Annotated in this window: 23 protein-coding genes and 1 pseudogene; 11 read left to right on the top strand and 13 right to left on the bottom strand. The window is 73.4% G+C overall.

Translation table 11 applies throughout. The annotated features are described in order from the left end of the window. Window positions 1-221: 221 nt before the first annotated feature. The 4 genes and pseudogenes from BLT52_RS13315 to BLT52_RS13300 form a co-directional block, all read right to left on the bottom strand. The gene (locus BLT52_RS13315; protein WP_090594245.1) at window positions 222-3,089 is read right to left on the bottom strand and encodes a UPF0182 family membrane protein; all 2,868 of its coding nucleotides are present in this window, start codon (window positions 3,087-3,089) and stop codon (window positions 222-224) included. Window positions 3,090-3,199: 110 nt separating this feature from the next. After that, window positions 3,200-3,754: pseudogene (locus tag BLT52_RS13310) on the bottom strand (PPA1309 family protein); the annotation flags it as partial. Between the two features lie 46 nt (window positions 3,755-3,800). Continuing rightward, window positions 3,801-4,844, bottom strand: a complete 1,044-nt coding sequence (locus BLT52_RS13305) for a YlbL family protein (RefSeq protein WP_090594243.1) — start codon at window positions 4,842-4,844, stop codon at window positions 3,801-3,803. After that, window positions 4,841-5,260: a molybdenum cofactor biosynthesis protein MoaE gene (locus BLT52_RS13300; protein WP_090594242.1), complete on the bottom strand. Its 420-nt coding sequence runs from the start codon at window positions 5,258-5,260 to the stop codon at window positions 4,841-4,843. The genes BLT52_RS13305 and BLT52_RS13300 overlap by 4 nt, the downstream gene beginning before the upstream one ends. 101 nt (window positions 5,261-5,361) lie before the next feature. On the opposite strand from BLT52_RS13300, the gene BLT52_RS13295 reads away from it, so the two are divergent. Further along, window positions 5,362-6,870, top strand: a complete 1,509-nt coding sequence (locus BLT52_RS13295) for a zinc-dependent metalloprotease (RefSeq protein WP_090594240.1) — start codon at window positions 5,362-5,364, stop codon at window positions 6,868-6,870. A 159-nt stretch (window positions 6,871-7,029) separates the two neighbouring features. Here the strand turns inward: BLT52_RS13295 and BLT52_RS13290 are convergent, their stop codons facing one another. Then, window positions 7,030-7,629: a M48 metallopeptidase family protein gene (locus tag BLT52_RS13290; protein ID WP_197679039.1), complete on the bottom strand. Its 600-nt coding sequence runs from the start codon at window positions 7,627-7,629 to the stop codon at window positions 7,030-7,032. Between the two features lie 368 nt (window positions 7,630-7,997). Here BLT52_RS13290 and BLT52_RS21060 point away from each other — a divergent pair, with 368 nt between their 5' ends. The 3 genes from BLT52_RS21060 to BLT52_RS13275 all read left to right on the top strand — a co-directional run bounded on the left by BLT52_RS21060 (window position 7,998) and on the right by BLT52_RS13275 (window position 10,673). Beyond that, a complete protein-coding gene (locus tag BLT52_RS21060; RefSeq protein WP_090594239.1) occupies window positions 7,998-8,159 on the top strand; it encodes a DUF5679 domain-containing protein in 162 nt (53 codons plus the stop codon). Between the two features lie 77 nt (window positions 8,160-8,236). After that, complete coding sequence (locus BLT52_RS13280) at window positions 8,237-9,178, top strand: hypothetical protein (RefSeq protein WP_157677129.1); 942 nt, start codon at window positions 8,237-8,239, stop codon at window positions 9,176-9,178. A 124-nt stretch (window positions 9,179-9,302) separates the two neighbouring features. Then, the gene (locus BLT52_RS13275) at window positions 9,303-10,673 is read left to right on the top strand and encodes an ABC1 kinase family protein (RefSeq protein WP_090594236.1); all 1,371 of its coding nucleotides are present in this window, start codon (window positions 9,303-9,305) and stop codon (window positions 10,671-10,673) included. 145 nt (window positions 10,674-10,818) lie between these two features. On the opposite strand, the gene BLT52_RS13270 is transcribed toward BLT52_RS13275, so the two are convergent. From BLT52_RS13270 to BLT52_RS13235, 8 genes are all read right to left on the bottom strand, one after another. Next, window positions 10,819-11,172 carry a WhiB family transcriptional regulator gene (locus BLT52_RS13270; protein ID WP_090594234.1) on the bottom strand — a complete coding sequence of 118 codons (354 nt, stop codon included), beginning with the start codon at window positions 11,170-11,172 and terminating at the stop codon, window positions 10,819-10,821. A gap of 106 nt (window positions 11,173-11,278) precedes the next feature. After that, window positions 11,279-11,563, bottom strand: coding sequence for a hypothetical protein (locus tag BLT52_RS13265; protein ID WP_157677128.1), 285 nt, complete (start codon window positions 11,561-11,563; stop codon window positions 11,279-11,281). A 168-nt stretch (window positions 11,564-11,731) separates the two neighbouring features. Continuing rightward, window positions 11,732-13,858, bottom strand: a complete 2,127-nt coding sequence (locus tag BLT52_RS13260) for an ATP-dependent DNA helicase UvrD2 (RefSeq protein ID WP_231946311.1) — start codon at window positions 13,856-13,858, stop codon at window positions 11,732-11,734. A gap of 80 nt (window positions 13,859-13,938) precedes the next feature. Further along, entirely contained in the window at window positions 13,939-14,658 is a 720-nt protein-coding gene (locus tag BLT52_RS13255) for an SDR family oxidoreductase (protein ID WP_197679038.1), read from the bottom strand. Between the two features lie 20 nt (window positions 14,659-14,678). Then, complete coding sequence (locus BLT52_RS13250) at window positions 14,679-15,695, bottom strand: ABC transporter permease (protein WP_090594229.1); 1,017 nt, start codon at window positions 15,693-15,695, stop codon at window positions 14,679-14,681. Between the two features lie 26 nt (window positions 15,696-15,721). Then, on the bottom strand, window positions 15,722-17,233 hold the full coding sequence (locus tag BLT52_RS13245; RefSeq protein ID WP_172804040.1) for a sugar ABC transporter ATP-binding protein: 1,512 nt from the start codon (window positions 17,231-17,233) through the stop codon (window positions 15,722-15,724). Then, entirely contained in the window at window positions 17,230-18,333 is a 1,104-nt protein-coding gene (locus BLT52_RS13240; RefSeq protein WP_090594226.1) for a sugar ABC transporter substrate-binding protein, read from the bottom strand. Before BLT52_RS13240 ends, BLT52_RS13245 begins: the two co-directional genes overlap by 4 nt. A gap of 2 nt (window positions 18,334-18,335) precedes the next feature. Next, window positions 18,336-19,142, bottom strand: a complete 807-nt coding sequence (locus tag BLT52_RS13235) for a FadR/GntR family transcriptional regulator (protein ID WP_090594224.1) — start codon at window positions 19,140-19,142, stop codon at window positions 18,336-18,338. Between the two features lie 158 nt (window positions 19,143-19,300). Between BLT52_RS13235 and BLT52_RS13230 the strand changes: the two genes are divergently transcribed. The 7 genes from BLT52_RS13230 to BLT52_RS13200 are packed head-to-tail and all read left to right on the top strand — an operon-like array spanning window position 19,301 to window position 26,377. Next, entirely contained in the window at window positions 19,301-20,479 is a 1,179-nt protein-coding gene (locus tag BLT52_RS13230) for a fumarylacetoacetate hydrolase family protein (RefSeq protein ID WP_231946310.1), read from the top strand. Continuing rightward, the gene (locus BLT52_RS13225; RefSeq protein ID WP_090594223.1) at window positions 20,476-21,447 is read left to right on the top strand and encodes a C-terminal binding protein; all 972 of its coding nucleotides are present in this window, start codon (window positions 20,476-20,478) and stop codon (window positions 21,445-21,447) included. The genes BLT52_RS13230 and BLT52_RS13225 overlap by 4 nt, the downstream gene beginning before the upstream one ends. Beyond that, window positions 21,447-22,880 (top strand): aldehyde dehydrogenase family protein, encoded by a 1,434-nt coding sequence (locus BLT52_RS13220; RefSeq protein ID WP_090594221.1) that lies wholly within the window; start codon window positions 21,447-21,449, stop codon window positions 22,878-22,880. Before BLT52_RS13225 ends, BLT52_RS13220 begins: the two co-directional genes overlap by 1 nt. Then, on the top strand, window positions 22,877-24,370 hold the full coding sequence (gene xylB, locus BLT52_RS13215) for a xylulokinase (protein WP_197679037.1): 1,494 nt from the start codon (window positions 22,877-22,879) through the stop codon (window positions 24,368-24,370). The genes BLT52_RS13220 and xylB overlap by 4 nt, the downstream gene beginning before the upstream one ends. After that, the gene (locus BLT52_RS13210; RefSeq protein ID WP_090594220.1) at window positions 24,367-25,038 is read left to right on the top strand and encodes an HAD family hydrolase; all 672 of its coding nucleotides are present in this window, start codon (window positions 24,367-24,369) and stop codon (window positions 25,036-25,038) included. The genes xylB and BLT52_RS13210 overlap by 4 nt, the downstream gene beginning before the upstream one ends. Further along, window positions 25,035-25,805: a ribose 5-phosphate isomerase A gene (gene rpiA / locus BLT52_RS13205; RefSeq protein WP_090594218.1), complete on the top strand. Its 771-nt coding sequence runs from the start codon at window positions 25,035-25,037 to the stop codon at window positions 25,803-25,805. Before BLT52_RS13210 ends, rpiA begins: the two co-directional genes overlap by 4 nt. Next, on the top strand, window positions 25,802-26,377 hold the full coding sequence (locus BLT52_RS13200) for a glucose-6-phosphate isomerase family protein (protein WP_090594217.1): 576 nt from the start codon (window positions 25,802-25,804) through the stop codon (window positions 26,375-26,377). The genes rpiA and BLT52_RS13200 overlap by 4 nt, the downstream gene beginning before the upstream one ends. Window position 26,378 lies beyond the last annotated feature (1 nt).

The following is a 26,378-nucleotide window of genomic DNA, read 5'->3' as shown; positions in this document are numbered from 1 at the left end:
AGGGGGTCGGCGTGGGTGAGTCATCGCCCGGTCCGAGCAGTTGGTGAGTCACGAGCTCGACGTCCCGGCAGCTGGGGGCCGACCCACCGCTTCCCGTCCGGGACCGAGGACCCCCCGAGCCGGTGACAGCAGCGGTCAGCCGGACCTCCGGCTGGCCAGCCGACCACACGTCACCTCCGGGCGCACCCTCCTGCCTGACCCGTGGGCCAGGCAGGAGGGGCTCAGCGACCCAGCGCCGTGAGGGCGTCCTCCATCCGCGCGCGCGCCTCGTCGTTCTTCTGCTGGTAGGTGGCCAGGTCGCCGTCGCGCAGGGCGGCGTCGGCGTCCTCGAACGCCTGGGCCGCGGCGTCCAGCGCGGCGGCGGCCGCCGGGTTGTCCACCTCGCCGGTCGGCTCCTGCGGGTCGGCACCAGGTTCTGCGCCGCCGACCCCCTCCTCGTCGGTGGTCGCGCCGGAGTCACCGTCGAAGACCGCGTCGAGCGCCTCCTGCAGGGTGGTGCCGATGCCGACGGTCTCCCCGAAGCGGGCCACCACGAAGCTCAGCGCCGGGTACGAGCCGTTGCTGCCCGGCCGCTCGGTGTAGATCGGGGCGACGTAGAGCAGTCCGCCGCCGATCGGCAGGGTCAGCAGGTTGCCGTACTGCAGCTGCGCGGAGCCCTGGTTGTTGAACGGACGCAGTCGCTCGGCCACCGTGACGTTGGTGTTCATCTCGTTGAACGTCTGTCCCGGTCCGGCGATCTGCTGGGTGTCCGACATCCGCAGGATCCGCAGCCGCCCGTAGTCGGGGCTGGCGGCGTCGGCGTTCACGGCCATGTAGGCGGCCAGGTTCGACCGCTCGTTGGGCACGTAGACGGCGGTCTGGCTGAAGACGGGCTCGTCGTCACCGGGCCACTTGATGGACAGGTAGTACGGCGTCTCCTTCTGGGTACCGCCACCCTGCACCGGGTCCTCGGGGATGCGCCACAGGTCGGTGCCCTGGTACCAGGCGGCCGGGTCGGTCACGTGGTAGCGGGCCAGGATCTCCCGCTGCACCTTGTACAGGTCCTCGGGGTAGCGCAGGTGGTCCATCAGGTCCGCCGAGATGGCCGACTTGGGCTGCACGGTGCCGGGGAAGGCCTTCTGCCAGGTCTGCAGCACCGGGTCGTCCTCGTCCCAGCCGTACAGCGTGACCGAGCCGTCGTAGGCGTCCACCACGGCCTTCACCGAGTTGCGCATGTAGTTGACCGTCTGCGACGGCAGGGCGCTCACCACCCCGAGCTGGGACAGCGAGTCCGAGGTGGCGTCCTCCAGGTCGACCCGCTGGCTGTTGGGGTAGGAGTCCGACGTCGTGTAGGCGTCCACGATCCACACGATCCGACCCTCGACCAGCGCCGGGTAGGAGTTGGAGTCCACGGTGAGCCAGGGGGCCGCCGCCTGCACCCGCTGGCGCGGGGTGCGGTTATAGATGATCTTGGACTCCGAGTTCACCCGCTCCGACAGCAGGATGTTCACGTCGGTGTTGCGGATCGCGTAGAGCGCCCGGTTGAACAGCGAGCCGATCTCCACGCCGCCCTCGCCGTCGTAGGTGGTCAGCCGCTCGCGGCCGTTCTCACCACCACCGGGGGTGTCGAGCTCGACCGGGGGTGCGCCGGCAGGTGCGCCGACGATGGAGTAGTCGGTCAGGGACTCCCCGAAGTAGATCCGCGGCTCCGGCACCTCCAGCTCCCCCACCGGCGGGATGTCGCGCAGGATCCAGTCCGGCTCGCCGCCGACCGCGCGGTTGCCGTAGGCGGCCACCAGCCCGTACCCGTGGGTGTAGACGGTCTTGAGGTTGTTCCAGGACTGGTTGTCCACACCGTCGTGGTTCATCTCGCGCGCCGCCACCACCGCGTCGGTCTCCTGGCCGTCGATGGTGTAGCGGTCGACGTCGAGGAGCTCGGGGAACTGGTAGTAGCCACGGACCTGCTGCAGCTGCTCGTAGGCCCCGTCGATGATGGCGGGGTCGATCAGGCGGATGCCGGGGAGGGCCTCGGCGTCGGCCCGCAGCTGCCCGGCCTCGGCGACGGTGTCGGCGTCGTAGTCCTCGATCTCGACGTCCTCGACCCCGAAGGCCGCTCTGGTGGCCCCGATGTGCTGCTCGATGTAGGGCCGCTCCAGGTCGGGCTCGTTCGGGTTCACGGTGATCACCTGCAGCCCGAGCGGGTAGGCCACGGCGAGGATCAGACCGGAGAGCACCATCATGGCCACCGCGACCACCGGGAAGGCCCAGCGCTGGACGGCGGCGTTGATGAAGAAGACCACGGCGCAGATCACGGCGATGACGGCCAGGATCAGCCGTCCGATCACCCGGGCGTTCTCGTCGGTGTAGTTGAGCGCCGTCATGGTGGCGTTGCTGAGGCTCTTGGCGGTGAGCTCGAAGCCGTAGCGGTCCAGGTACTGCTGGACGGCGTAGATCAGCAGGGCCACACCCAGGATCACCGAGAGGTGCACCTGCGCGGCGCGACTGGTGAGCTGGCGGCCGGGGCTGTAGCGCAGCGCGCCCAGCAGGTAGTGCACGACCGACGCACCGATGGCGCCGAGCACGACCGCCACCAGCAGGAAGGACGTGACCAGGCGCCACCACGGGTAGTCGAAGACGAAGAAGCTGATGTCGAGCCCGAAGAGGGGGTCGTTGATGCCGAAGGGGGTGGCGTTGCGCCAGGCCAGGTACGTCGAGGACGCACCGGCGGCGCTGGCCCCTCCGAAGAGACCGACCACGACGCCGAGGACGACCAGGATCCGGACCAGCCGGGACTCCAGCACGTCGCGGGAGCGCTCCAGCAGCTCCGAGGCGGGGGCGGTGGCGCGGTAGCGGGGACGCAGCCGGTAGGCCAGCGCGATGTTGCCCACCACCACCAGCGCCATCACCAGCCCGAAGACGACGAACAGGCCGACGCGGGTGAACAGCTGGGTGGCGAAGACGCTCTCGTAGCCGATGGAGGAGTACCAGAGCCGGTCGGTCCAGATGCCGCTGAACAGGGTGAAGGCCACGACCAGGGCGCCGAGGACGGCCAGCGTGGGCAGCAGTGCCCCGCGGCGTGGCTGGGCCGGTCTGACGGTGGTGCTGCTCACGCTCGAAGATCCTCCTGTGCGGGCGCCGGTGGGTGCGGGGCCCTGCTGGCCTGCTCGGAGGGGTGCTGCCCGGGCCGCTCGGGCTCCGGACCCCCTGGGTCGTCGGTCAGAAGGGTATACGCCAGCACCTGAGCGAGCCCCGGGACGAGATCGACCCCGCCCAGCAGCTCCTCGGGGTGCTGCACCAGCCGCGCCACGCCGTGGCGGTGCCCGCTGCGCAGCACCCCCACCACCACCCGCACGTCCTGGCGCTGCGGGTGCTCGTGCACCGCGGCGGCCGCCTGCTCCGGGTCGTCGGGGAGATCGTGCTCCAGCCCGGCGGGCAGGAAGCTGCGCTCGCAGGCCACCGCGCAGCCGTGCACCGAGTCCGGCCACTCGATGCCCGAGAGGGCCCCGATCAGGTCGGTGCCGGGGGTGAAGGTGTCCTGCTCGACCGCGGTGAGCGCCTCGACGGGTCCTCCGTCGGCGCTGCTGCGGATGCCCAGCTGCTGGGCCAGACCGGGCTCGGCGGCCAGCAGGTCGTCGTTGCGCACCAGCGCGAACAGCCGCGGCGGCTGGTCGGGGCCCAGCTCGCCGACGTGGCGCTCCAGCTCGACGAGGCAGGCCAGCAGCCCGGTGCCGGCGGGGTCGTCGTCCTCCGCGGGGACGTGGCTCGGCTCGGTCATCGTGCTCCTCTGTCCTGGTGGCCGGGGTGGGAAGGTGCCTCGCCGCTCACGGGCACCGGGGGACGTCCTCGGCGGTGCCCGGGTCCGACAGCCGCTCCAGCGCGGAGACGGCGCCGTCGAGGTCGTCCACCTTCACCAGGCTCAGGTCGGTGCTGAGCCCGAGCACGTCGGGGCAGTTGGCCGCGGGCACCAGGAAGACGGCGGCACCGGCCTGCTCGGCCCCGTGGATCTTCTGCTGGATGCCGCCGATCGGGCCGACCTGCCCGGTGGCGGTGATCTGCCCCGTCCCGGCGACCGTGTCGACCACCAGCGGCCCGGGGGTGATCTTGTCGTAGATGGCCAGGCTGAACACGAGCCCCGCGCTGGACCCCCCGATCGCCGGGTCGATGCCGAAGGACACCTCGGCCGGGTACTCGAAGCCGGTGCCGACCATGGCCCCGATCACCGGCACCGAGGCGTCCTGGTTGGAGCCGTCGGTGGTGACCACGACCTGCTCCTCCTGTCCCCCGCGCAGCACCGAGAACGCCACGGCGTCACCCACGGCGGCGGAGCCGATGGCGTCCAGCACGTCCTCGCGCGTGTCCACCGGGGTGCCGTCGATGCTGAGCACCAGGTCCCCGGGGCTGAGGACGCCGTCGCTGGGTCCGCCGACGGTGACGGCGGCGATGACGGGGCGCTCGACCACCGGGACGTCGGCCTCGCGGAGGGCGGCGACGACGGCCTCGGTCTGGGAGAAGGACATCATCTCCTGCTCCTCGCTCTCCACCTGCTCCGGTGACTTGCCCGCGGGGTAGATGGACTCGCGAGGCAGGGTGTCGCGGTGGGGCAGCCAGTAGGCGAGCACCGCCTCGGGCAGCGTCAACCGAGCGTCCGGGCTGGTCACGGAGACCGTCGTGATCTCCAGCCTGCCCTCGGTCGGGTAGGTCTCCACGCCGCTGATGCTGATCGCCGGGTCCTCCCCGGTGGCCAGCACGTCGTGGGCCGACCCGGGTGACCAGGTGACGAAGCCGACCGGCGTCAGCGCCAGCACCACGGCCATCGCCACGAAGCAGAGGGCGGAGACGAAGGCGATGCGGGTCTGCCGGGTCACAGACCCACCCACTCCACGCCGCCGCCGGTGAGGCGCTGCTCCTTCCAGATCGGCACCCGTTCCTTGAGCTCGTCGATCAGCTCGCGGCAGGCGGTCAGCGCCGGGCCGCGGTGCGGTGCGGCGGTGGCCACGACGACGGCGAGGTCGCCGACCTCGAGGTGACCGGTGCGGTGCTCGACCCAGACCCCGACGTCGTGGCGCGCGGCCACCTCGTCGGCGCAGACCTGCAGCAGCTCGGCGGCCCGGGGGTGGGCGGTGTAGTCCAGGGAGGTCACCGCGTCCCCGTGGTCGTGGTCGCGGACCAGCCCGACGAAGAGCGCGATCCCGCCGCAGGTGGCGTCGCGCACCCCCTCCAGCGCGGCGTCGAGGCTGAGCGGCTCGTCGCTCAGGGCGGTGTGCCGCGGGTGCGAAGGCATGGGCCGACCCTACCGGGCCGGACCGACAGGACAGCGGTTGGCCGGAGCGGGTTGAATGGGACGACGACCGAGGACCTCGGCAACCGCTAGGAGTGAGTGAGATGGCCGACGACCAGCCCCGCGACGGCTCGGACGAGGAGCACGACCCGCGCGACGAGGGACGGGCCGGCGACGGCTCCTCCTCGGGACCGACCAACCCCTTCGAGCAGCTGTTCGGCCAGCTCGGTGGCGCCGGCGGCGGCGACATGAGCCAGGTGATGGGCCAGCTGCAGCAGATGCTCTCCCAGATGGGCATGGGCTCCCTGCTCGGCGGCTCCGGTGCCGCCGGCTCGGGGGTCGACTGGACGCAGGCCAAGGAGATGGCCCGCAGGGTCGTGGCCGGGCTCGGCACCGACCGCACCCCCACCCCCGCCGACCGCCAGGCCGTGGCCGACGCCGCCTCGATCGCCCAGACCTGGCTGGACGCCGCCACCGCCTTCCCCGCGGCCGAGGCCGCGCTGCCCACGGCCTGGAGCCGGGCGGAGTGGATCGAGGGCACCATGCCGGTCTGGCAGCGCCTGGTGCAGCCGGTGGCGGAGAGCATGGCCGACGCGACCGCCGAGGCGATGATGGGCTCGGTCGGCGAGGCCGGGGCGGACAACCCCTTCGCCGGGATGGCCGAGATGCTCAAGCCGATGCTGCGCAGCACCGGGAGCACCATGTTCGGGGTGCAGCTGGGTCAGGCCCTGGGTCAGCTGGCGGCCGAGGTGGTCGGGGTGACCGACATCGGCGTCCCGCTCACCGACTCCTCCCGGATCGTGCTGCTCCCCACCAACGTCGAGGCCTTCGGCGAGGGCCTGGAGGAGTCGGCCGGGGACGTCCGGCTCTACCTGGTGCTGCGCGAGGCGGCCCGGCAGCGGCTCTTCGCCGACGTCGCCTGGCTGCGCCCGCAGCTGCTGGCCCTGATCGAGGAGTACGCCCGCCACATCCGCATCGACACCTCCGCGATCGAGTCCGCGGTGGCCGAGCTGGACCCGAGCGCGATGGACCCCGAGACCCTGCAGCAGCTCAGCGAGCAGGTGCGCGGTGAGCTCTTCGAGCCGCAGCCGACGCCGGAGCAGAAGGCGGTGCTGGAGCGCATCGAGACCCTGCTGGCCCTGGTCGAGGGGTGGGTGGACGAGGTGGCGGCCCAGGCCACCGCGCCGTGGATGCCCTCGGCGGCGGCGCTCGGGGAGACCATCCGCCGCAACCGGGCCACCGGCGGTCCGGCCGAGCAGACCTTCGCCAGCCTGGTGGGTCTGGAGCTGCGACCCCGCCGGCTGCGGGACGCGGCCAACCTGTGGGCGGCGCTGCGCGAGGCCCGGGGCGCCGACGGCCGTGACGCCGTCTGGCAGCACCCCGACCTCGTGCCGGACGCGGCCGCCCTGGACGACCCGATCGGGTTCGTCCGCGGTGAGACCAGGAGCGCCGAGGAGCCCGTCGACGACTTCGACGCCGAGCTGGCCCAGCTGCTCGACGCCAGCCAGGGCGAGGCCGACCCGGGCGAGACCCCCGAGGGCGAGGCACCCGGCGGGGACGACGCAGGCGACGACGCGGGGCCCGAGGGTCCGGGGACGCCCGACCGGGGCTGACCGGACGCGACGCCAGACCGGCTGACGAGCTCGAGGGCGCCCGGCCGGGGCTCCCCGGGCGGGGTGCTCGGACCGGGGCGGGCCGACCACACCGCTCGGAGGCAGGACGGTCGCTGCCGCGGGCACCGGGCTGCCCCTGGGGCAGGACGACCCCGGGGCTCAGCCGCAGCCCTCCTCGGGCAGCGGCTGCGGGTTCGTGCCCGCGCCCCGCGCGTGGGCGTCGGCCCAGCCGCGGAGGTACCCACGGGCCTCCTCGGTGCGTGGGTACCGGCGGGCGAGGCCCCAGAAGGCCTCGTCGTGGTGCAGGTGCACGAGGTGGCACAGCTCGTGCACCAGGACGTAGTCGACCACCCAGTCCGGGAACCCCTGCAGCCGGTCCGACAGCCTGATGGTGGCGTTGGCGGGGGTGCAGGAGCCCCAGCGCTGCCGCTGGTTGCCCACCCAGGTGACCGAGGACGGGCGCGGGGCGGTGCGCCCCAGCGCCGGGTCCAGCCAGCGCCGCGCGAGCTCGTCGGCCCGCGCCGACAGCGACCCGTCCGTGCGCCGGGGGGTCCGCCGCGTCTCGCGTGCCTCGACCCGACGCACCATCTCGCGCACCCAGTGCTCCTCGTCGCGGCGCGACATGCTCGCCGGCACCAGGACCACGATCCGCCCGTGCTCGCGGAAGGCCGTGACGGTCTTGCGCCGGCGCTCGCTGCGCCGGACCTCGACCTCGGGGGCCAGCGGCCGGGCGTCGTCGGGATCGGTGGTCGAGCTCACGACACCGACGCTAGACCACCGCCCCGACAGTCCTCCCGCTCAGCGGGACCCGGCCCGGGCGCGGCGCCGTGCACAGGTTCATCCACACTGTGCACAGGCGTGGTGCACAGGTTCGTCCACCGCTCTGTCCACAGGCGTCACCGACGCGCCGGGAGGGCTTGACCGACCACCGCTCCGGGCCCTAGCGTCGGGTCACCGAAGACCCCCAGATGGTCGGACCGTGCGCAGGGGAAGGCGAACGGATCCCGAAGTTCCTGGGGGTCTTCGCACGCCCGGACCCGACCGGCCGCGTAGTGTCGCAGCACGGGGTGCCGTGACCGAGGCGCCCGGGCCGCGCCCCGGGCGCGGCCACCACCTGAGGAGGAACAGTGGCGGACGAGACCTACAGCGGTGAGTTCTACTGCGTGAAGTGCAAGGCCAAGCGCGAGGCCACCGGCAACGTGGTGGTCAACGACAAGGGCACCCGGATGGCCAAGGCCACCTGCCCGGAGTGCTCCACCAACCTGAACCGGATCCTCGGGCGCGCCTGAGCCGACCCCGCTGCGCGGGGCGGGCAGGCTGTGGACAACGGGGCCCACGCCCGCCCGGGCTGCTGCACAGTGGGAGCGTGCCCCTCCCTGCCCGCCTGCCCACGCACCCACGGCTCCGGGAGGGCTTGGTCGTGGTGGACCGCGGCGACGGGGACGCCCAGGTCGGAGCGGGTCCGAACGCCCTGGTGCTCCGCGGCACCGGAGCGGCGCTGCTCCGGCTCCTCGGCACGCTCGACGGCACCCGCAGCCTGGCCCAGCTCGAGCAGGAGCACGTCGGTGCCGGGGAGGCCGTGACGCTGCTGGCCGTCCACGGGCTGCTCACCGCGCCCGCCCCACCCCTGCCGCCGGTGCTGCTGCTGGGTGCGGGACGGCTGGGACGTGCCTGCGCCACGGCCCTGGCCGCGGCCGGGGTGCCGCTGCTGCTGTGCGACCCCGATCCCCCGCTCCCCGGCCTGTACCCCGGTCCACCGCAGCCGACCGCGGCCGCCGCGCTCCGGCTGCTGCTGCAGTCCGGCGGCGCCCGCGGTGGTCGGCACCCGGGCCCCGGCCCGGTGCTGGGAATGGTGGCGCACTGGAGCGAGTCGACGGTGCGCCCGACGCTCGCGGTGCTGGCCCAGGACCGCTGCGAGCCCGACCGGGGCATCACCGACACCCTGCTGCGCCGCGACGTCGCGCACCTGCTGGTGCGACCCCTCGACGGCGGGGCGCTGGTCGGTCCCCTGGTCCTGCCGGGTCGCAGCTGCTGCACCCGCTGCACCGACCTCTACCGGGCCTCGCGCGACCCGGCCTGGCCGCAGGTGCTGGCCCAGCTCATCCGACGTCGTGGCGGGCTCGACCCGGCGGCCGCGCGCTGGGCGGCCGCCACGGCGCTGCCGTCCGTGCTGGCCGCGCTCCGCGGGACCGAGCCGGACCTGGTGGACCACACCTGCGAGCTCCGCGTCCCCCGCTGGACCTCGCGGCTGCGTCGCTGGCCGGCGCACCCGGACTGCGGCTGCGACCTGGCCCGCCTCGGCGCCTGAGCACCGCGGAGCCGCCCGCTCCCCACTGCCCCGGACCGGGGGCCCGTGACCTCGCCCCGGCGGCGGGGGTGCTCCCTTCGGTCGCCGGCCGGGGCGGCTGGGGGCCGGTTGGCACAATGGCGGCATGACGCCTCCCGAGGACGAGCGACCGCAGCCCAGGCGTGCGCCGCGAGCGGCGGGAGGCCGGCCGGCCAGCCAGCCGCTGGCCCGTGGGGCCCTCGGCCGGGGGGCGCGGCTGCTGAGCATCCCGCTGGGGCTGGCCGGGCGCCGCACCGCGGGGTTGGGGCGCCGGATCGGCGGGGCCGACAGCCAGGAGCTCAGCGAGGAGATGCGTCGCCAGACCGCGCAGCAGGTCTTCACCGTGCTGGGCGAGCTCAAGGGCGGGGCGATGAAGATGGGGCAGGCGATGAGCCTGTTCGAGGCGGTGCTCCCCGACGACGTCGCCGAGCCCTACCGGGTCCACCTCAAGCGGCTGCAGGACAGCGCTCCCCCGATGCCCGCCTCCCGGGTGCAGGCGGTGCTGCGGGCCGAGCTGGGACCGCAGTGGCGCGCGCGCTTCCGCTCCTTCGACAACCGTCCGGCCGCCTCGGCCTCGATCGGGCAGGTCCACCGCGGGGTGTGGGAGGACGGCCGGGCCGTCGCGGTCAAGGTGCAGTACCCGGGGGCGGACGAGGCGCTGCGCTCGGACCTCAAGCAGATGAGCCGGCTGGCCTCCCTGGTCGCCCCGCTCGCGCCGGGGATGGACGTCCGCTCGCTGGCTGCCGAGCTCACGGAGCGGATCGCCGAGGAGGTCGACTACGAGCTGGAGGCCGCCTCCCAGCAGCAGGCGGCCGTCGGCTTCGAGGGCGACCCGGAGTTCCTGGTGCCGCACGTGCTGCAGCACACCTCCCGGGTGATGGTGAGCGAGTGGGTGGAGGGGGTGTCGCTGGCCACGGTCGCCGACTGGCCCGAGGACGAGCGGAACGAGGCTGCGCTCCGGTACGTGCGCTTCCTCTTCGCCGGACCGAGCCGGGTCGGGCTGCTGCACGCCGACCCGCACCCGGGCAACTTCAAGGTGCTCCCCGACGGCCGGCTGGGGGTGATCGACTTCGGTCTGGTGGCGCGGCTGCCCGACGGGCTGCCCGCCGACATGGGGCGGCTGCTGCGGCTCTGCGCCAGCGGGGACGCGGCCACGGTCACCGCAGGACTCCGCGATCTGGGGTTCGTCACCGGCGACGTGGACCCGCAGGAGCTGTTCGACTACCTGAGCCCCTTCGTGGAGCCGGCCCGGGTGGAGGAGTTCCACTTCACCCGGGAGTGGATGCGGGAGCAGTTCGCCCGGGTCAACGCGAGCCGGACCTCCGACGTGGCCCGGCGGCTGGCGCTCCCCCCGTCGTACCTGCTGATCCACCGGGTGTGGATGGGTGGGATCGCCGTGCTGTCCCAGCTGGACGCCTCGGAGCGCTTCGCCGACGTCCTGGAGGAGTTCCTGCCCGGCTGGTCGCTGCAGGACTGACCCCCTGCCGGCCCGACCCGTGCCGACCCGATCCCTACCGGCCCGACCCCTGCGGGCCCGACCTCGTCCGGATGTGGCACGAGGCCGGTCGGGACCCGACTCGGCGTCGGGATCTCGACCGGCCTCGCTCCTCCGGGCGCGGGCATCAGGCGGCCCGCTCCTTCTTGAACGGCGAGGGGCCCACCTCGATCTGCGGGGCCGGCTCCTCGGGGCGGGGGTGCTTGCGCGGACGTCCACGCGGCCGCTTGCGGGCCACGACGGCGCCGTTCACCAGCAGCTGGCCTCCCCAGACCCCCCAGGGCTCCTTGCGCTCCAGCGCCCCGGCGAGGCACTCGACCTGCAGCGGGCACCCGACGCAGAGGGCCTTGGCGTACTCCACCTCCGCCGGCGACTCGGCGAAGAAGACGTCCGGGTCGACGCGGTGGCAGGCGAGCTCTGCGGTGGTCTGCGGCAGCGAGGCCCCCAGCAGCGGAGGTATCTCGTACAGCGTTGCGGTCATGGTGCTCTCTCTCCTGGTGTTCGTTTCCTGGTTGGGTTCTGAGCCCGGGAAACACGAAGGCCGTGGTCCCGGGTGCGGGACTCACGGCCTGGAGAGGTGCTGACGCTTACGTCAGACGTCTGGGCTGTGGGTCCGCAGCTGCGGTGGCGAAGTAGCCGGCGGGGTGGTTGTCGCCACCCATGGCACCGTCGACCACGCCGACCGCGGAGCGGTCGACGAGGCGCAGCACGTCCTGGCGCGAGGTGCGCACGGACGGGGCGACGAGGGTGCGGGTGGCGGTGGCACCGGGCTCGACCGAGCCGGTCTGCCAACCGAGGGGACGAACGACGGAGTGGCAGAGGGAGGCGACGGCGGTGCCCGGGGCGACCGCGTTGATGGTGATGGTGTCCACGTCGTTCACCTCTTCCTCTGCTCGGCGCACCGGGTCGACACCCGGCTCGCGCGTCCGGACACCCGACGGGGTGTCCGGGGATCACACTAGGGAGCCCGCGAGCAGGCCCGCAAGGGAATTACGCCACCGGATCGAGAAAGTTCTCCGGCGCCCTCGCCGGGAGGCCCTTCATCCTGCCGGGCGGACCAGCTCCAGCACCCGCTGGCCGTACCGCTCCACCTTCACCCGACCCAGTCCCGGGACGGCGAAGAGCTCGCGCTGCGAGCTCGGTCGCCGCTCCGCGATGGCCACCAGGGTGGCGTCGGTGAAGACGACGTAGGCCGGGACCCGCAGCTCCTCGGCCTCCTGGCGACGCCACTCCCGGAGCAGCTCCAGGGTGGCCTCGTCGTAGCTGGAGGGGCAGTCCGCGTGGCGACCCAGCTTGCGCTCCGAGGCGTCGTGCAGGTGGCCCGAGCAGGTGCGGCAGACGGCGGTCAGCACGCTGCCCCGGGCGGTTCGGTGCTGCTCGGGCCGGACCGACCCACGGCCCCCCGGGCTGCTCAGTCCGGTGGGCAGCACCGGGGCGAGGAAGCGTGAGGCGCCCCGGGTGGAGCCGCTCATCGAGCGGCGTCGGGACCAGGAGATGCGCAGGTGCTCCCGGGTGCGGGTGATCCCGACGTAGAGCAGCCGACGCTCCTCCTCCAGCTCCGCCGGGGTCTGGGCCAGCACGAACGGCAGCGTCCCCTCGTGCACGCCGAAGAGCGCGACCGCGTCCCACTCCAGCCCCTTGGCCCCGTGCAGGGTGGAGAGGGTGACACCGTGGGCGACCGGCGCGTGCTGGGTGGCCGCCCGGGCCTCCAGCTCGGCCACCACGTCGGAGACCCGCGCCCCGGCGCGGGTGTCGACCAGGTCCTCGGCCACCGCGAACAGGGCGGCCACCGACTCCCAGCGCTCCCGGACCGCCCCCGCCCCGCTCGGCGGTGTCGGGGCCCAGCCGGTGCCGGCCAGCACGTCGCGGATGGTGCGGAGCACGGCCGGCTCGTCCACCTCCTCCTCCGGGGTGCCCTGGTCGGCCCGGGCGGCCACCCGCAGCGCACCCAGGGCACGTCGCACCTCGGGCCGCTCGTAGAAGCGCTCCGAGCCGCGGACCAGGTAGGGCACGTCGCGCTCGGCCAGGGCCGCCTCCAGCGCCGGGGACTGGGCGTTGGTGCGGAACAGCACCGCCATCTCCCGCCACTCCACCCCGGCGGCCGCCTGCTGCTGCAGCCAGTCCGCGACCGACTCCGCCTCGGCCGCCTCGTCCTCGGCCACGGCGAAGCGGGGCTCGGGGCCGGGAGGACGCTGCGCCTGCAGGGTGACCGCGCCCAGGACGTCGGGACGTCCGCCCTGCGGGGCCATCACCGCGTTGGCCAGCCGGACGACCTGCGGGGTGGAGCGGTAGTCGCGCACCAGCCGCACCACGGTCGCCTCCGGGTGCCGGCGGGCGAAGCCGGTGAGGAAGTCCGCCCGCGCCCCCGCGAAGGAGTGGATGGTCTGGGCCGGGTCCCCCACCACGCAGAGGTCGGGCCGCTCACCGCACCAGAGCCGGAGCAGCGTCTCCTGCAACGGGCTGACGTCCTGGTACTCGTCGACCACCAGGTGGCGGTAGGTGCGCCGGACCTCTTCGGCCACCTCGGGGTGGTCGGCCAGCAGCGAGACCGCGCAGAGCAGGATGTCGTCGAAGTCGATCCGCTCCCGCTCCCGCTTGAGCTCCTCGTAGCCGGTCAGCACCCGGGCCACCGCGGTGGCGTCCAGACCGGAGACCTCGCGACCGCGGGACGGGGCGACCTCGGCGTACTGCTCGGGCAGCACGTTGGACACCTTGGCCCAGGACACCTCGGACAGCAGGTCCCGCAGCCGGGCGGTGTCCCCGCCCACCTTCAGCCGGGAGGCGGCCTCGGCCACCAGACCCATCCGGTTCTCCGCCACCGGGGGGAGCTGGGAGCCGGTGACCTTGGGCCAGAACCACTGGGCCTGGCGCAGCGCCGCGGAGTGGAACGTCCGGGCCTGCACGGCGGTGACCCCCAGCTGGCGGAGCCGGCCGCGCATCTCCCCCGCCGCCCGGGTGGTGAACGTGACCGCCAGCACCGTGCCGGGGGCGTAGGCGCCGGTGGCGGTGCCGTAGGCGATCCGGTGCGTCATGGCCCGCGTCTTGCCGGTGCCGGCGCCCGCGATGACCACCACCGGCCCGCTGAGCGTCGTGGCCACCTCGCGCTGCTCGGGGTCCAGGGCGTCCAGCAGCCGCTCGGGCTCGCTGGTCAGGGGGCGGTCGTCCACGGGCGTCACCCTATGCAGCCCTCCCGACAGTTCCCGACGTCCGTCCGCACGCCGACGGCGGGGTCCCCCGGGCACCCGGTTCAGACCAGGGTGTAGCCGCCGTCCATCAGCAGCTCGCTGCCGCAGAAGTAGGAGGACTCGTCGCGGAGCAGGTAGGCGATGGCCGAGGCCACGTCGTCGGGGGTGCCCATCCGGCCCTGCGGGGTGTGGGCCAGCCACTGGTCGAACTGGTGCCGCTTGAGGGCCAGCAGCTCGGTCTCGACGTAGCCCGGTGCCACCGCGTTCACCCGCACCCCCCGCCCGGCCCACTCCGCGGCCAGCGAGCGGACCAGCGCCGAGACGCCGGCCTTGGAGGCGTTGTAGGCGCACTGGCGCTGCGGGGTGTTGACGGTGTGGTTGCCGCTCATCGAGCTGATCGCCACGCAGCTGCCGCTGCCCCGGGCCAGCATCTGCCGACCAGCGGCGGTCAGGGTGTGGAAGACGCCCTGCAGGTTCACCGCCACCACCCGGGCGAACTCCGCCGAGCTCATCTCCTCGGCGGCGACATCGTCCTCCACGATCCCCGCCGCGGCCACGACGCCGTCCAGGCGGCCGTCGCGCTCGACCACCGCGGCCATCGCGGCCTCGACCGACTCCGCGTCGGTGACGTCCACGGCGTGGCCGCGATCACCCTCCACGCCCCGCAGGTCGAGCGCGTGCACCACCGCACCGTCGGCCCGCAGCCGCTCGCAGGTGGCCCGGCCGATCCCACCGCCGGCCCCGGTCACCGCGACCACCCGGCCCTGCAACGTCGTCCCCACCGTCGTCCTCCCCTGCGTGCTCAGTGCCGTGCCTGACGGCGACGGACCCGGATGGCGTCGACGACCACGGCGAGGAAGATCATCCCGCCACCGGTCATGGACACGAAGTAGGCGTCGATCTGGGTCAGCTGCAGCCCGACCTGGACCACGGTCAGCAGCAGCACCCCGCCGAGCATCCCCAGCACCCGGCCGCGGCCGCCGGTGAGGGCGACCCCGCCGATCACCGGGGCGGCGATGGCGTAGAGCAGCAGGTCGCTGCCCATGGTGGAGTTGACGCCGGACAGGTAGGCCGAGGCGAGCCACCCGGCGCAGCCGGCCAGCAGCCCGGCCAGCACGTAGGTGCCGATCACCAGCCGGTCGGTGTTGATGCCGGCGGCGTAGGCGGCCCGGCGGTTGCCACCGGTGGCGTAGAGCTTGCGGCCCCAGGGCGTGCGGTAGAGCACCACCGCGATCACCGCGAAGAGCAGGAAGAAGGCCAGCGGCATGACCGGCCAGCCGAGCAGCCGGCCCTGCCCCACGAAGGAGTAGGTGGGGTCGGAGATGGTGATGGTGCGGCCCTTGGTCAGGGCCAGCAGCGCGCCACCGAGGACCAGGCCCATGGCCAGGGTCTCGATCAGCGAGGTCATCCGCAGCTTGGCGATGCAGAGCCCGTTGACCAGCCCGATCAGGGCGCCGACGGCGAGCACGACCACGACGGCGAGCAGGCCCGGGACGCCCTTCTCCATCAGCAGGGCCCCGCAGGCCCCGCTGAAGCCGAGGATGCCGACCACGGACAGGTCGATCTCCCCCAGCAGCATGGTCAGCGCGATGGCCACCGCCAGGAAGCCCAGGGTGGTGGTCTGGACGAGGATGTTCTGCAGGTTGGGCAGGCTCAGGAAGAAGGGGTTGAGCACCGTCGCGATGACGACGAACACGACCAGCAGCAGCCAGACGATGTTGTCGAGGGCCAGGTCGCCGAGGTTGGCCCGGGGCGCCCTGGTCGGCCCGGCGGCCGGTGCTCCCCCGCTGTGTGGAGCAGTGGACTGGACCGTGGTCACGGATGGACTCCTTCGTCGCGTTCTGGTCAGGCGCTGGCGGGTGCCAGCTCGGTGGGTGCGTGGTTCAGCCGGGCGATGATGCCGTCGGCGGTGATCTCGTCCCCGGTCAGCTGTCCGGACGGGGTGCCGTCGGAGAAGGTGATGACACGGTCGACCATCCGGACCATCTCGTCGGTGTCGTAGGCCAGCAGGATCACCGACATGCCGTTGGCGGTCAGCTCGTCCACCAGCCGGTGGACCTCCTCCTTGGTGGCCACGTCGACGCCGAGGGTGGGCTCGTCCAGGACCAGCAGCTTGGGCTCCAGCGCGAGCAGCCGCCCGAGCAGGATCTTCTGCTGGTTGCCGCCGGACAGCTCCTCGATGGGCTGTCGGGAGGAGGACACCCGGAACTCCAGCCGGGAGTGGTAGCGGTCGTAGGTCCGCGACACCTCGCCGTCGTCGACCAGCGGTCCCCGGGTGGGCCAGTTGCCCAGCCGGAGCATCTCCCGGATGGTCAGCGCCCCCACGATCCCCTCACCGATCCGGTCGTTGGTGAGGTAGGCGACGCCACCGGCGATGGCGTCACGGACGTGCCCGGCCCGCAGCACCCGTCCGTCCACGGTGACCGTGCCGGCCTGGGTGGGCCGGAGCCCCGCCAGGGCGCGGGCCGTCTCCTGGGCCCCGGACTCCGGCAGCCCGACCAGGCCGAGGATCTCGCCCTCGCCCACGGTGAAGGAGACCGGTCCCACGCCGTCGCTGACCAGCCCGTCCACCACCACCCGCTCGCGGGTCGCCGGGCGACGGGTGCGGACGAACTCCTGCACCTTGTCCCCCACCACCAGCTCGGAGATCTCCGCCGAGGTCATCGCCCGCGGGTCCTCGCCGTCGGCCACCACGCGCCCGTCACGCAGCACGGTGACGTTGGTGCAGATGGCCTGGATCTCGGAGTTGAAGTGGGAGATGAAGACGAAGGTCTGCCCCTCCTCGTTCAGCCCGCGGATCCACTCGAACAGCGACTCCCGCTCACCCTGGCTGAGGGCGGTGGTGGGCTCGTCCAGCATGGCCAGCGCACCCTGGTCCATCAGCGTCCGGACGATCGAGAGCCGGCGCTGGTCCGGGGCGGACAGCGACCCGGCGAGCGCGTCGACGGGGAAGCGCAGCGCATAGCGGTCCAGCAGCTCCTGGGCCTGGCGGCGCATCGCCCGCCGGTCCAGGAAAGGGCCCTTGCGGGGGTACCCGGGGAGCACCAGGTTCTCGGCCACCGAGAGGTCGGCGACCACCTGGGCGTGCTGGCTGAGCAGGTGGATCCCCATCTCGCGGCGCCGGGCCAGCGGCAGGGAGGTGATGTCCTGGCCGCGGAACAGCACCTGCCCCGCGGTGGGCATCACCGACCCGGCCAGCAGCTGCACCAGCGTCGACTTGCCGGCCCCGTTCTTGCCGAGGAACCCGTGGATGGAGCCCTCGTGGATGGTGACGTCGGTCGGCTCGAGCGCCGTGAAGCGCCCGTAGACCTTGGTCAGCCCCCGGGTCTCCAGCAGGGGTGCGGTGGCCTGGCTCACTGCTGCAGACCCCAGGAGTCGATCACCACGTTGCCCCACTGGCGCTCGTCGTCGACGTTGGTCTCGTCGATGAAGTACGGCGGGATGACGCAGGTCGGGCCCTGCGGGGTCTCCACCACCGGCGCGGTCTCCCAGTAGTAGGTGTCGTTGGTGTAGTCCCCCAGCGGGATCGGCTGGCCGGCCTTGGTGTACGTGGTGAGCATCTCCACGCAGATCTGGCCATAGGCCACCGGGTCCTGGCTGACCTCGGCGTCCAGCAGACCGTCCTTGATCCACTGCAGCGACTGCGGCTCGCCGTCGATCGAGGTGAGGATGACGTGCTCGGGCTCGCCCTTGGCCACGGCCTTCCCCTCGGCGGTCAGCGCGGTGATGATGCCGCGGGTGATCGAGTCGCTGGGGGCGTGGGCGGCGTCCAGGTCGGGGAACTCGGCCAGGGTGGCGCCGGTGACCGAGCGCGCGGTGGCCTCGTCGCCCTCGGTGGGCCGGGAGATCAGCTCGATCTCGGGGTACTTCCCCATCACGGCCTCGAAGCCGTCCTTGCGGGCCCGCCAGGCCGAGGAGGAGAGGGCGCCGTAGCAGTTGAGGACCTTGCCCTTCTCCGAGCCGTACTTCTCCACCAGCAGCTCCACGATCTTCTCCGCCGCCATCTCGCCGCCGCGCTGGTTGTCGAAGGCGATGGTGAAGTCGACCGTGCCCTGGGTCAGCGGCGTGTCGATGATCCCGACCGGCACGTTCTGGCTCTTGGACTTGGTGGCCAGCGAGGCCAGGCCCTCGGAGTCGATCGGGTCCGAGATCAGGAAGGCCGGCTGGGAGATGAGCAGGGAGTTCCAGTCGTCGAACTGCGCGCTGGAGTCGAAGTTGGCGTCGGTGGTGCGGTAGGAGAAGCCGAGCTCCTCGCTCTTGCGCTTGACCGCCTCGTTCTGCACCACGAAGAAGAAGTAGTTCATCCCCTTGTTGCAGTAGGCGGCCGTGCCACCGCCCTCGCCACCTCCGGCCCCGCCGCCGGACTCCGCACCGCACCCGGTGGCGGCGGCGAGGGACAGACCGAGCGCGGACAGGCCGAACGTGCGCCGGCTGATCGAGAGGGTGTGGTCGGACATGGTCAGGCCTCCTGGTTCGTGGGTGCGTCCGGGACCGTCAGGGCGGCGGACAGCTTGGTGTTCTGCGAGTTGAGGTCGCGGATGCTGGGGGGAGTCTCGGGGTGGGTGGCGTTGCGCCACTTGCGCATCAGGCGCAGCAGGTGCTCCTCGGTGGCCTGCCGGGCGCCGAAGGTGTCACGGCGACGGAGGGCCTCGAGGATCTCGCGGTGCTCGACCATCGTCCGCGCAGGGTCGGAGGGGTAGGTCTCGCGGTGCAGGTAGTGGGAGCGCAGGAAGGTGTTGATGGGGCGGCAGACCAGCTGGAAGAACGGGTTGCCGCTCGCCTCGGCCAGCGCCTCGTGGAAGGTCATGTCGGCGTCGAGGTAGGCGTCGGTGTCCACCGGCTCCTCCCCACCCAGCAGCGCCTCACCGGTGGCGACGGCCTCCTCCAGGCGGTCCAGCGCCGCGACCGACGGGTGCACGGCGGCCGCGGTGGCGATCTGGACCTCCAGCGCCAGCCGGAGCTCGAGCAGCTGGTCGAAGGTGCCGTCGCTGGCCAGCAGCACGAGGGAGAACTGCTCGGCGATCTGGGCGCCGTCGAACTCCGCGACCACCATGCCGCGCCCGGGCGCCACGGTGACCAGACCGCGTTGCACCAGCAGCTTGGCGGCCTCGCGCACCACCGTGCGGCTGACGGAGTAGCGCTCCATCAGCTCCACCTCGGTGGCGAGGCGGCGGTTCGGGACGAAGCCCTCGCTGACGATCTCCCGCTGGAGGTCGTCGGCGATGCGCTCTGACAGTCGTCGGCGACTGCCCCGGCTCTGGGTCATGCGGCAAAGGTACGACGATCGGTCACGGCTCGCAACACCGGATCGCACATCCGCGGGCACCCTGCGCTCCAGACGCTTCGTAACGTCCGACATTGACGGACGAGATTGTCTGATGTTATTCATGAGCCAGCAACGACGCTCGACGATACGGAGAACCGGTGCCTGTCCCCGCGACGCTGATCAAGCCCTTCGACCTGCTCCCCCCCGACCGCGCCACCGCGGTCCTGGTGGGACGCCTGGAGGTGCCGGGCGTCGGACCGCACCTCGTGGTGGTCCGCGAGGACCGCCTGCTGGACGTGACCGCCGAGCTCGGCCCGACCATGAGCGACCTCCTCGACCACGCCGACCCGGCGGGGGCCGCGACCGCGGCGGCCGGCAGCGGGAGCTGGGACCTGGAGGAGGTCCTGGAGGCCTCGCTGGCCGGGTCCGTCGACCGCCCGCACCTGCTGGCCCCGGTCGACCTGTCCGCCCTCAAGGCCGCCGGGGTGACCTTCGCCCGCAGCATGGTCGAGCGGGTCATCGAGGAGCAGGCCAAGGGCGACCCCGCTCAGGCGCTGGCGCTGCGCGGGCGGCTCGGCGACACCGTCCAGGCGGCGACCCGGGTGCGTCCGGGCTCCGCGGAGGCCGCCGCCATCAAGGAGCGGCTGGTCGCCGAGGGGCTGTGGTCGCAGTACCTGGAGGTGGGCATCGGGCCGGACCCGGAGATCTTCACCAAGGGACAGCCCCTGTCGGCGGTCGGCGTCGGCGCCCAGGTGGGCGTGCTGGCCCGCTCCACCTGGAACAACCCCGAGCCCGAGGTCGTGCTGGCCTGCTCCTCGGCCGGGCGCGTGGTCGGGGCCACCCTGGGCAACGACGTCAACCTGCGCGACTTCGAGGGCCGCAGCGCCCTGCTGCTGACCGAGGCCAAGGACAACAACGCCTCCTGCGCGCTGGGCCCCTTCATCCGGCTCTTCTCCGGCGACTTCACCCTGGACGCCCTGCGCGCCACCGACGTCTCGATGCGGGTCGTCGGGGAGGACGGGTTCTCCGTCGAGGCCGTCTCCCACGTGGCCGAGATGAGCCGCACCTTCGAGGAGCTGGTCGGCCACGCCCACGGCGACCACCACCAGTACCCGGACGGCTTCGTGCTGTTCACCGGGACCATGTTCGCCCCCACCGAGGACCGCGACGCCCCCGGCGAGGGGTTCACCCACCACCGCGGCGACCACGTGCTGATCGCCAACCACGCCCTCGGCACGCTGGTCAACGAGGTCACCCACTCCGAGACCGCGCCCCCGTGGACGGTCGGCGTGCGAGCGCTGGTGGCCAACCTGGCCGGCCGGGGGCTGCTGCGATGAGCCGTGTGGTGGTCACCGACCACGCCTTCGTCGACACCGCCCACGAGGAGGCCGTCGCCGCCGGGCTGGGGGCCGAGCTCCAGGTGCACCAGTGCAGCGGGGCCGAGGAGACCACCGAGGCGGTCCGCGGGGCCGACGTCGCCCTGGTCAACTTCGCCCCGATGGGTGCCGAGCAGCTGGCGGCGATGGCCCCCGGCGCCGCCGTGGTGCGCTACGGCGTCGGGGTGGACAACGTGGACCTCGCCGCGGCCGAGCGGCTGGGCGTCCAGGTGGCCAACGTGCCCGACTACGGGGTGGACACCGTCGCCGACCACGCTGCCGCCCTGCTGCTGGCCCTGCTGCGCCGCCTGCCCGTCTACGACCACGGCATCCGCGAGGACGGCTGGGTGCCCCCGGGCCGGGTCGGGCCGCTTCCCTCCTTCCCCACCATGACCGTGGGTCTGGTCGGGGCGGGCCGGATCGCCTGCTCCCTGGCCGACCGGCTGCGCCCCTTCGGGTTCCGGCTGCTGGCCACCGACCCCTACGCCGACCCGGCCCGGGTGGCCGAGCACGGCATCGAGCTGGTCGGGCTGGAGGAGCTGCTGCCTGCCGTGCACGCCCTCTCCCTGCACGTCCCCGTCACCGAGGAGACCCACCACCTGGTCGACCGCGACCTCCTGGCCCGGGTCCGCGAGGGGTGCGTGCTGGTCAACACCTCCCGCGGCGGGCTGGTCGACGAGGCGGCGCTGGCCGAGGCCCTGACCTCGGGCCGGCTGGCCGGGGCCGGCCTCGACGTCTTCGACCCCGAACCGCTCGGCGACGCCTCACCGCTGCGCGAGATCCACAACGTGCTCCTCACCCCGCACGCCGCCTTCTACTCCGAGACCTCGCTGGACAACCTCCAGCGCCTGGCCGCGGAGGAGGCCGGCCGCGCGCTGCAGGGCGAGCCGCTGCGCTGCGCCGTCACCCGATCCCCCCAGGAGAGCTGATGTCCCCCACCGTCCCCGCACCGCTCAACCTCGTCGGCGGGTCCTGGGTGCAGGCCGGGGAGCCCGTCGTCGACGTGGTCGACCCCGCCACCGGTGAGGTGGTCACCCGGATCCCCGACACCGACGGCGCCGGCGTCGACGCGGCCGTCGCCGCCGCCCGCGAGGCCCTGGCCGACTGGCGCACCACCACGCCCTTCCACCGGGCGACGCTGCTGCACCGGCTGGCCGACGGTGTCCGCGAGCACCGCGACGAGCTCGTCGGCCTGGTCACGCTGGAGATGGGCAAGCCCCTGCGGGAGGCCGGCAACGAGGTCGACAAGCTGGCCGACGCCTTCGACTACTACGCCGAGGAGGCCGTCCGCGTCCACGGCGAAACCATCCCCAACGAGCAGCACGGCGTGACCAGCATCGTCCGCTACGAGCCGGTCGGCGTGGTGGGGGCCATCACCCCCTGGAACTACCCGCTGGAGCTGATCGGCTGGAAGCTGGCCGCCGCGCTCGCCGCCGGCTGCACCATCGTGGTCAAGCCCTCGGAGTACACCCCCTCCTCCGCCGTGGCGCTGATGGCGCTGCTGCAGCCCGCCGGCTTCCCCGACGGGGTGGCCAACCTCGTGCTGGGCGCCGGGGTCGCCGGACGGGCGCTCGCCTCCCACCCCGGGCTGGACAAGCTGGCGTTCACCGGCTCCACAGCCACCGGCGCGGCGATCAGCCGCTCGGTGGCCAAGGCGATGCCGCTGTCGATGGAGCTGGGCGGCTCCTGCCCCCAGGTGGTCACCGCCAGCGCCGACGTCGACGAGGCGGTCGCCGGGTGCCTGCGTCGCGGGTTCCGCAACGCCGGGCAGATCTGCATCGCCATCAACCGGGTCTACGTGCACCGCTCGGTGCACCGGGAGTTCGTCGAGAAGCTGACCGCCGGCGTCGAGGCGCTCACCGTCGGCCCCGGCTCGAAGGACCCCGACGTGGGCCCGGTGACCAACGCCGGCATCCGCGACCGGTGCGTGGCCCACGTCCAGCAGGCCGTGGCCGACGGCGCCCGGGTCACCACCGGCGGCGCCGTGATCGACCGGCCGGGCACCTGGTTCGCCCCCACCGTCGTGGACGAGGTGCCGCCCACCACCCTGCTGGCGCAGGAGGAGACCTTCGGCCCGGTGGTCGGCGTCACCCCCTACGACACCACCGAGGAGGCCGTGGCCCTGGCCAACGGCACCACCGCCGGGCTGGCCGCCTACCTCTACGCCCGCGACCTGACCGAGGTGTTCGAGATCGGCCACGCGCTGGACTTCGGCAACGTGGCGGTCAACAACCCCGACGCCGGCATCATGAACGCCCCCTACGGCGGCCGCAAGGGCTCCGGCCACGGCTACGAGCACGGCCGCGAGGGTCTCTTCGGCTACCTGCACATCAAGCACCTGCGGGTCAGGTACGGCCGGTGAGCGGTACCTGGCTGGGCATCGACCTCGGCACCTCCGGGGTCAAGGTCGTCGCGGTGGACGGGTCGGCCGAGGTGCTGGCCACCGAGACCGTCGGCTACCCCCTGCACCTGCCCGAACCGGGCTGGGTGGAGCAGGACCCGGCGGACTGGTGGTCGGCCACGGTGCAGGCCGTCCGCGCGGTGGCCGCCCGGATCGACCCCGACGACGTGGTGGCCATCGGACTCTGCGGGCAGATGCACGGCATGGTGGCCCTGGACGCCGCCAACCAGGTCCTGCGCCGGGCCGTGCTGTGGAACGACAACCGCAACGGCGCGGAGTGCGAGTGGCTGCTGGAGCAGGTCGGGGGTCTGGACGGGCTGCTGGCCCTGACCAACAACACCGCGCTGCCGGGCTACACCGTGGGCAAGATCCTCTGGCTCCGCAACCACGAGCCCGACACCTTCGCCCGCACCGACGTGGTGCTGAACCCCAAGGACCTGCTGCGGCTGCACCTCACCGGTGACCGGGTGACCGAGGTCTCCGACGCCTCCGGCACCGGACTGCTGGACGTCCGCGCCCGGCGCTGGAGCACCGACCTCCTCGCCGCCCTCGACCTGCCGGCCAGCCTGCTGCCCCCGGTGGTCGAGTCCTCCGACGTGACCGGACGGCTCACCGCCGCGGCGGCCGCTCTGGTCGGCCTCCGGGCCGGGACGCCGGTGGTCGGCGGTGGCGGGGACTCCGTGCTGCAGACGACCTCGATGGGGATCGAGTCCCCCGGGCTGCTCGGCATCACGCTGGGCACCGCGGGCATCCTCGGCGCGGCCGTCGACCACTGCCCCGACAACGTCGGCGGCCGGGTCCAGGTCTCCTGCGGCAACGCACCGGACCGCTGGCACGTGATGGGGGTGGCCCTGACCACCGGCGGGGCGCTGCAGTGGTGGCGCGACGCGCTGGCCCCGCTGCTCGGCGAGCGGCCCGCGACGCAGGCCCTCGCCGAGCTCGCCGCCCGCTCCCCGGTGGGGGCCAAGGGACTGCGGTTCCTGCCCTACCTGGTGGGCGAGCGCTGCCCGCACGTGGACCCCGGTGCCCGCGGCGCCTGGGTCGGGCTGGACCTGCGCCACGACGTCGCCGACATGACCCGCGCGGTGGTGGAGGGCGCGCTGCTCAACGTCCGCGAGGTCCGTGACGTGCTGGCCGGCCTCGGTCTGGCCGTCGACGACGTCCGGATCTCCGGTGGCGCCTCGGTCTACCCGATCTGGTCCCAGACCCTGGCCGACGTCCTCGGCACCCCGGTGAGCTCGGTCTCCGGCGGTGAGCACGGGGCGGCCCACGGCGCCGCCCTGCTGGCCGGCGTCGGCACCGGGCAGTGGCCCTCGCTCCGCGAGGCGCTGCGGCGGGTGCACGTCACCAGCACCACCGAGCCGGACCCGGACCGGGTGGCCGTCCACGACCGGGGGTACGCGGAGTTCCGCCGCCTCTACCCCGCCCTGTACGGAGGAGACCGCCCGTGACCGGTTACGCCAGTGTCGTGTTCGACCTGGACGGGACCCTCGTGGACTCCAGCCACGACATCGCCGTCGCCCTCGACCTCGCTCTCGCCCCCTGGGGCGGGCGCCCGTTGAGTGCCGCCGAGGTGGTGCCGCTGCTCGGTGAGGGCGTCGCCGCGCTGGTCCAGGGCGCCATCCTGCTCTCCGGCGCGTCCGGCGCGCCCGAGGAGGCGGTGGCGGCCGCCTACGTCGCGGAGTACCGGGCCCGCCCGGTGGTGGACTCGGTCCTCTACGACGGCGTCGCGGAGGCGCTGGACGCCCTGGCCGTCGCGGGGGTGCCGATGGCGGTCTGCACCAACAAGGTCGAGGTGATCGCCCACCAGGTGCTGGAGGGGCTGGGCGTGGCCCGGTTCTTCCCGGTGGTGGTGGGCGGGGACCGGCCCACCCGCAGCAAGCCGCACCCCGAGCACCTGACCACCGCCCTGGCCGGTATCGGCGCCGACCCGGCCACCAGCGTCCTGGTCGGGGACTCCGTGATCGACCAGCGCTGCGCCGAGGCGGCCGGGGTGGACTTCCTGGCCGTGTCCTGGGCCCCGCCCGAGGTGCACGGCACCCGCCTCCCCCGCTACGCCGACCTGCCCGCCATCGTCGCGGGGGACCTCCCCCGCCCGTCCCGACCGGAGACCAGATGACCACGCCCAGCATCGAGACCCGCAGCGACCAGGACCGGGCCAAGCTCGCCGCCGGCCGCTTCGCCGCCCGCACCCACGCCTTCGACGGGGCCCGCCTCGGCCTGGGCTCGGGCACCACCTCGCACTACTTCGTCCGCGCCCTGGCCGAGCTGGTCGCCGACGGTCTGGACGTCGTGGGGGTGCCCACCTCCAACGGCACCCGGGACCTGGCCCTGGAGCTCGGCATCACCCTGGTCGAGCTGGACGACGTCGAGCAGCTGGACGTCTGCGTCGACGGGCCGGACGAGATCGACCGCGACGGCGCCATGATCAAGGGCGGCGGGGCCTGCCTGCTGTGGGAGAAGCTGGTCGCCCGCACCAGCGCGACGATGGTGGTGGTGGCCGACCACACCAAGGCGGTGGAGCAGCTCGGGGCCTTCCCGCTGCCGATCGAGGTCGTGCAGTACTCCTGGGGGACGACGCGCCGGGCCGTCCGCCGGCTGCTGGTCGAGCACGGCTACCCCGCCGACGTCGACCTGTACCGCCGCGAGCGCGACGGCTCACCGGTGGTGACCGACAACGGCAACTTCATCCTCGACGCCCGCCTAGGCACCGCCCGCGACATCGAGCAGCTCACCGTGGAGCTCAACACCATCCCCGGGGTGGTGGAGAACGGGTTCTTCGTGGGCATCGCCGACGAGGTGGTCTTCGGCTGGCCCGACGGCACCGCCGGCACCTTCACCTTCCCCCTGGACCTCCCGCTCACCCGCCCGGAGCAGGACCGGTGAGCGGCTACGCCACCCCGCCGCTGCGGCCCTTCCAGATCACCTTCGACGCCGCCACCGCCGTCGTCGACCCCGCCGGCCCCGTGCTGACCCGGCGGATGGCCGACCTCGAGGGGCTGTTCCGGGACCAGCGGGCCTGGCAGGAGCTGCGCGGCTCTGAGAAGGTCGTCTACTCCGTGCACTCCTCCCCGGTGCCCGAGACGCCACGGGAGCTGCCCCAGTCGATCACCACCATCTCCCCCGGCGAGCTGTCCGGTGAGCTCTTCATGACCAAGGGCCACCAGCACCCCGACCCCCAGGGCGAGATCTACCTCGGCCTGACCGGCACCGGCGGGCTGCTGCTCTTCGACGGCGCCGAGCACGCCTGGCTCGACATGTCGCCGGGCACCATCGGCTACATCCCCCCGGGCTGGGCGCACCGCTCGGTCAACGTGTCGGCCGACGAGCCCTACCGCTTCCTGGCCGTCTACCCCGGCAGCGCCGGCCACGACTACCAGTGGGTGCTGGACCACGGGATGGGGGCGCGGGCGGTGCGCCTGGGCGACGCCTTCGAGCTCGTGCCCTACGGGGGCTGAG

This window comes from Auraticoccus monumenti (assembly GCF_900101785.1).
GTDB lineage: Bacteria > Actinomycetota > Actinomycetes > Propionibacteriales > Propionibacteriaceae > Auraticoccus > Auraticoccus monumenti.
The sequence above is the reverse complement of the archived record's forward strand: the minus strand, read 5'-3'. Positions and strand labels throughout refer to the sequence as shown.